This is a genomic window from Pseudorhodoplanes sp. (assembly GCF_050250235.1).
Lineage (GTDB): Bacteria > Pseudomonadota > Alphaproteobacteria > Rhizobiales > Xanthobacteraceae > Pseudorhodoplanes.
The window spans coordinates 21,894-28,112 of sequence record NZ_JBFWPA010000086.1 but is presented as its reverse complement, the minus strand read 5'-3'; the positions used below and the strand labels follow the sequence as shown (position 1 = coordinate 28,112).

The window sequence follows — 6,219 nt, the reverse complement described above, 5'->3', positions numbered from 1 at the left end:
CCAGAACTTCAGAGGCGATGGCCTCGGGGTCACTGCGGATATCGCGGGGATACCGCAGCACCACGCCATAACGTTCCCGGCCCTCGACAGTCGTCGCGATGACTTCGGCGCCGATCGCCAATGAAATTGTCTTCTGTACGTCCTCGATGGACAGGCCGAGACGGGCGATGGCGTCGCGATCAGGTGATATCTCCAGGAAGTAGCCGCTATTGACCCGTTCGGCATAGGCGCTCGACGTGCCGGGGACTTTCCGCAACGCCGTCTCGACGTCCTTCGCAAGGCTTTCGAGTGTGACCAGATCTTTCCCGAAGATTTTCACGCCCACTGGCGTGCGAATGCCCGTCGAGAGCATGTCGATCCGTGCCTTGATCGGCATCGTCCAGGCGTTGCTGACCCCCGGAAACTGCAAGGAGGCATCCATTTCCGCGATGAGCTTGTCCACGGTCATGCCGGCGCGCCACTCGCCTTGCGGTTTCAGGTTGATGATAGTTTCGAACATCTCGATGGGCGCGGGATCGGTCGCCGTGTTGGCTCGCCCGGCCTTGCCCCACACGCTCGTCACTTCAGGGAATGACTTGATGATCCGGTTCTGCGTCTGCAGCAGCTCGGCAGCCTTTGTGACCGAGAGCCCGGGCAGCGTGGTCGGCATGTAAAATAACGTACCCTCGTTCAGGTTCGGCATGAATTCAGACCCGATCCGCGTGGCGGGGATGATCGAGACACCGAGGATAACGCCGGCCAGCAAGATGGTCAGGAGCCTGGCTTTCAGGACCGTCCTGATGACGGGCCGGTATAGCCAGATCAGTGCCCGGTTTATCGGATTGCGGCTTTCGGGCATGATGCGGCCCTTTATGAACAGCAGCATCAGCGCCGGCACGAGCGTCACGGACAGTATGGCCGCAGCCGCCATGGCAAAGGTCTTGGTATAGGCCAATGGCTTGAACATCCGCCCTTCCTGCGCTTCAAGCGCAAAAATCGGCAGGAACGAGACGGTGATGACCAGAAGGCTGAAAAACAGCGCCGGGCCCACTTCCTGAGCGGCAGCGATAAGGACCTCGCGGCGGTCGCTTCCCGGCGGCGCATGCTCCAGGCGCTTATGCGCGTTCTCGACCATGACGATCGAGGCGTCCACCATTGCGCCGATCGCAATGGCGATGCCGCCCAGGCTCATGATGTTGGAGCCAATCCCGAGTGCGTACATGGCCACCATGGCCATCAATATGCCGATCGGCAATGTGATGATCGCAACGAGAGCGCTGCGGGCGTGGAGCAGGAACAGAAAGCACACGAGCGCGACAATCACGCTTTCTTCCGTCAGCGTAACGATCAGCGTACGGATCGCACGATGAATCAGGTCCGAACGGTCATACACCTCGGTGATTTCGACCCCTTCAGGCAGACTTGATCGGAGGGCCGACAGCCGCTCCTTCACCGAAGTGATCACATCAAGCGCGTTGCCGCCGTAACGCTGCAGCGCTATGCCGCTTGCCACCTCCCCTTCGCCGTTGAGCTCCGCGATTCCACGCCTCTCGTCGGGCGCCAGCTCGATGCGCGCGATGTCCTTCAACGTGACCGGCGTTCCGCCTTGCGCCTTCAGGACCACACGCTCAAGGTCCGCCGGCGTTCTCAGATAGCCGCGACCCCGAATCATGAATTCGGTTTCCGACAGCTCGACCGTCCGCCCGCCGACATCCATGTTGCTGGCACGGACGGCATTGCGGACGGCATCGAGCGTGATGCCGAACGTCTTCATGCGCTGCGGATCGATCACGATCGCGTACTGGCGCACGAAGCCCCCGACGGCGGCGACTTCGGCAACACCTTCTGCCTTGGCCAGCCCGAAGCGCAAATGCCAGTCCTGCAAGGACCGAAGCTCGCCGAGATCGTGTTTTTTCGAATTCAGCGCGTACTGATAGACCCATCCCACTCCGCTGGCGTCGGGCCCGAGCGTGGGGGTAACACCGGAAGGCACCCGGCCCGCGGCGGCGTTCAGATATTCCAGGACGCGCGACCGGGCCCAGTAGATATCGGTCCCGTCTTCGAAGATGACGTACACGAACGAGACGCCGAAGAATGAAAAGCCACGGACTACACGCGAGCGCGGCACGCTGAGCATGGCGCTCGCCAGAGGGTACGTGACCTGATCTTCAATGACTTGCGGCGCCTGACCCTGGTATTCCGTGTATACGATGACCTGCGTATCGGAAAGATCGGGAATCGCGTCAAGCGGAATGCGCGTCATCGCGTAGAGGCCCGCCAACACGCAAAACAGGGCCGCGATCATCACGAGGACGAGATTGTCAGCCGACCATCGGATCAGCCGCGCGATCACTTGCCGTTCTCCGCAGGTGCGAAGCCCGCAAGCGCGGCCTTCAGGTTGCTTTCCGCATCGACCAGGAAGGTGCCACGGACCACCACGTCTTCGCCTTCGTCCACCCCCTTCCTAACCTCGACGAAGCCGTCACCGCGCGCACCGGTTTCGAGTTCGCGCGGCTCGAACAGCCCCTCGCCCTTTGCCACAAACGCAACGCGTCGCCGGCCGCTGTCCATCACGGCCGAGTCCGGGATCGCGATCACGGCCTCGCCGGTTCCGTTTGCGAATGCGACCTCAGAAAATAACCCCGGACGCAACCGGCCGTCTGCATTGGAAAGGACGATCCGGACGGGCACTGTGCGCGTGGCCATGTTCAGTTCTGGATAAATCCGCTCGACCTTTCCCTCCCGCGTTTCGTTTGGAAACGCCTTGAGCTGCACGCTGGCGGCCTGGCCTTCGCGGATCAAGGCGAGATCGCTTTCCGCAACCTGCGCGATGATCCAGACCGTGGAGAGGTCGGCGGTGCGGAAAAGCGTGTCGCCCGACGAGAAACGCATCCCGACAAGCGCCGGTTTCTCCAGCACGGTTCCGTCACGGGGCACGTTGAGTGTTAGCGACCGAAGCGGACGGCCTGCTTTTCTGATCTCTTCCACCGCCTCGTCCGAGAATCCGAAAAAACGAAGATTCCGCTCAGCACTCTCATGAACCGTTCCGCCGCGCCCGGCACCAGTCATTGTGCTGGTCAGATCGGCCTGCTTCTGCAGGATGTCCGGCGACTCTATCCATACTTTCATGAGCTTCTGCCCGCGCTTTGCAAGCTCACCGACAGACGGAACATAAAGCTCTTCAACGAATCCATTGAACTTCGCGGTTACGACGCCGAGCCTTGTGTCATCGGCCACGACCGTGCCCGGAGCGCGCACGGTCCGGGAAACATTACGGCGCTCGACTTTTTGCGTCCGCACCCCAGCCCGCTGCACCTTTTCCGGAGAAATACGCACGGTTCCTTGCGGTCCGCCTGTTTCGTCCTCGTAGACCGGGATGTAGTCCATCCCCATCGAGTCCTTCTTCGGCACAGGCGAGACGTCGGGTAACCCCATTGGGTTGCGGTAATAAACAATTTTGCCAGGCCCCTCCTTTTTCGGTACGTCCACACGCGTTTCCGGTTCGACGGCGGTGAAGATCACGGTCGACGTAACGGGCTCGTTGCGGCCCTTGATGCGCGCCGTAATCGAAAACGCCCACCGGCCTGCCATGGCGAGATCGGCCTGATATACGAGGACGCCTGGTGAAGCGCCGGGCACCGGCTTTAGCGGAGCCGCCATCGCCTCCATGCCGTCCGGGCCCATATCAAGCCGCACCTTTTCGACCGTGACATCCCGCGATGCCGGCGCCGGTTCGATGCCGGCAAGCTTCAATTCGATGCGGATGTCTTTTCCGACTGAGACCTCAGATTTGACAGCTTCGAAGGCCGGCGCATCCTGTGCGGCGGCGCGGTTTAAGGGAATCGGGGCTATGGTGGTCATGCAAAAAAGCACGATCCGCAGCACTGCGGTGACGTTCATCATGTGATCCTCTTGAAGCTGGATGTTCCTGCGCGTCTCAGGGCACAACGAGCCCGCACGCGCCTCTCCAGCACGCGCGTGGCCCGCGTGACGAGAGAGCTGGCATCAAGTGATCAGACGATAGGAGGCCTAAACAACGGACCCGCTCGGGCAGTCTTCACCGATAGGCGTTCGCGAGACGGCGGAGCGGCAGCAACACCATCACAGACTGCCGGCGCATAAGCAGCAATTTCGAGACCTGCGTTGACATGGCAGCGGGCCGCACAGGCATCATTCCAGACACAAAGCCTCTTGCCCTTTTCGGTCTGGTCGCAGCAATCATCCTTCTGCATCTCGGGACAATCGGCGTCGACTTCCATCTGCACAACCGACGCGGCAGCATCGGTCATGCCAAAAGCGGGCTGATAGCCGGATGCGGCTATTCCCAAAACGAGGACAAGGGACAGGAAGCGTCTGTACATTCTCTCTATTTATACCCCGGCAACCCGGTATAGCAATCACAGGACCGTGTGTACCGGGAATTTGTAATGCCGCCGCAGGTCGGTGCCATCAAACGAATAGATAAAGGCGCGCGGGAGAGACCTCGATCCCTCCCGCGCGCCCCGACAATTGCAAGCTTTGGAGAACCTTAAATTAGCCGATACCGGTCGCGCTGGCAACCTGGGCCCCGCATCGCGATACGGTTCAAAACCAAAATGGAGAGCCCATTCTTAACGGAAAGGCAGAGCTGAATTTGCCGAGGCGACGAACCAAACTTTCCGACAGCGGACTGGGTCACCCAGCGAATCTTTTCAGCATATGGCAGGGACTTTGTTGTTGTCGCCGCTCACCACCTCAATAATCGCGATCCCGCCAACGCTCCGGCGATCGCGCAAAACAAAATGGCTCCGCCGTACCACACTGCAATGAAGGATACTGAATCATCAGCACAATGCAGCGCGTAGGCAACGGCACCTATCCCGCCGGAAACAAGACCCAAAAGCGCTCCCGTCCCCGCAAGATCTGTCGGCGCAGCTTGACGCGCTGCCAATAGGAGCAAAATTGATGACCCAAAAGCTGTAGCGACAATGAAACCCGTGCACTCTAACCAGTGGGTGCCAACCACCAGCTTATTCCAATGAGATGCGGGCGTCAGAGCCAACTCTAGTATCGCGAAACCGATGACGGCACCGAATGGCAAAAGCGCAAACCATTTAAACGTCTGCATCTTGCCGCCCGGACGCAAATGGCTCAGCAAAAGGTAGGTTCCCAACATAACGACCGATATTCCGAACGACATTTTGAGAGCGAGATAACCAAAACTGTTGAATTTATCCGTCCATCCCGCGCCCAGCGTCGCGAGACTGCCGGCCAAAGCCAACATGAGAGCTGCGGAGACAAAAGCCAGAACGACACGTTTCACCCTCTGAGGATCAACCGCATTGACTTCAGCACTCAGAATATCGATCAGATCGTCCGTTTTCATTTAATGTTCACTCGGCTAACAAGTGCGCTTAAGGCCTTTAGTCCGCGGTGGATATTGATCTTGACGGCAGATTCTGAAAGGTGGCAGCGCGCCGCCGCTTCCGCCACAGTAAGTCCATCAACTTTCACATACTGGATCGACATACTGACTTTCTCCGGAAGCATTGCCAGAAGCCTGCCCAAATCGATGCTACTCTCGTTTGCGCTCTGGTCGTCCGCCGCCATGACCTCCGAGGCATCTTCTAAAGGCACGTCCGAAACCTGCGATTGGCTTTTGCGCAGGTGATCAATGAGTTTATAGCGCGCGATTGCGTATACCCAAGGTGTCAACAGCTCAGATGGGTCGTAGGTGCCGCGCCGATTGTGAATCGCTAACAGTGCCTCCTGCACAAGGTCTTCCGTTTCTTCGCTCGCACGGCGGGCGCGCAGCAGTCTATTACGAAAATACCCGCGCAAGTAGCCCGCCAATTCTGACAACAAGCGACGATGCGAAGCGGCGTCACCACTCTGGCTTGCGATCATCAGCGCACGCAGTTCGCGCTCTTTTGTCGATCCTTTATCCACTAGTTCGCAAGGCGTCCGCTGAAGTTACAATGCGGCGCTATAACAGTTTCGTGAGATCGTAACCGGATCGCTTCCGCTCTCGAACTCAGTTTCAGGCAGCACTCGTTGCCCGGTCCGAAAATCCAATCAAGGAAGCGAAACATGTTCTCAAAACTTCTGCTCTCAGCAGCCGCAGGTGTCGTCATCACGACCGCTGCGTTCGCGCAGACACCAGCACCTCCGAACGTGAATCCCGGGTCGATGCAGTCGGGCGCTGAGGAAACTGGCGCAGGAAACCAGCCTCGAAGTCCTGAGATGAACAGCCATGGCACG

The 6,219-nt window shown here is 59.1% G+C and carries 5 protein-coding genes; all 5 read right to left on the bottom strand.

Annotated features, from left to right (window positions below):
• A partial coding sequence (locus AB7F49_RS27235) for an efflux RND transporter permease subunit (RefSeq protein WP_428528252.1) occupies positions 1-2,332 on the bottom strand: 2,332 nt, incomplete at its 3' end.
• Complete coding sequence (locus tag AB7F49_RS27230; RefSeq protein ID WP_428528250.1) at positions 2,329-3,882, bottom strand: efflux RND transporter periplasmic adaptor subunit; 1,554 nt, start codon at positions 3,880-3,882, stop codon at positions 2,329-2,331. The genes AB7F49_RS27230 and AB7F49_RS27235, both read right to left, overlap by 4 nt.
• A gap of 110 nt (positions 3,883-3,992) precedes the next feature.
• Positions 3,993-4,340: a hypothetical protein gene (locus AB7F49_RS27225; RefSeq protein WP_428528248.1), complete on the bottom strand. Its 348-nt coding sequence runs from the start codon at positions 4,338-4,340 to the stop codon at positions 3,993-3,995.
• Between the two features lie 365 nt (positions 4,341-4,705).
• Positions 4,706-5,344: an NrsF family protein gene (locus tag AB7F49_RS27220; protein WP_428528246.1), complete on the bottom strand. Its 639-nt coding sequence runs from the start codon at positions 5,342-5,344 to the stop codon at positions 4,706-4,708.
• The gene (locus AB7F49_RS27215; protein WP_428528244.1) at positions 5,341-5,907 is read right to left on the bottom strand and encodes a sigma-70 family RNA polymerase sigma factor; all 567 of its coding nucleotides are present in this window, start codon (positions 5,905-5,907) and stop codon (positions 5,341-5,343) included. The genes AB7F49_RS27220 and AB7F49_RS27215 overlap by 4 nt, the downstream gene beginning before the upstream one ends.
• Between the last annotated feature and the right edge of the window lie 312 nt (positions 5,908-6,219).

Excerpts from the sequence above, each read along its gene's own strand:
- AB7F49_RS27225 (WP_428528248.1), bottom strand. The coding sequence starts at position 4,340 with ATGTACAGACGCTTCCTGTCCCTTGTCCTCGTTTTGGGAATAGCCGCA.
- AB7F49_RS27230 (WP_428528250.1), bottom strand. The coding sequence starts at position 3,882 with ATGATGAACGTCACCGCAGTGCTGCGGATCGTGCTTTTTTGCATGACC.
- AB7F49_RS27220 (WP_428528246.1), bottom strand. The coding sequence starts at position 5,344 with ATGAAAACGGACGATCTGATCGATATTCTGAGTGCTGAAGTCAATGCG.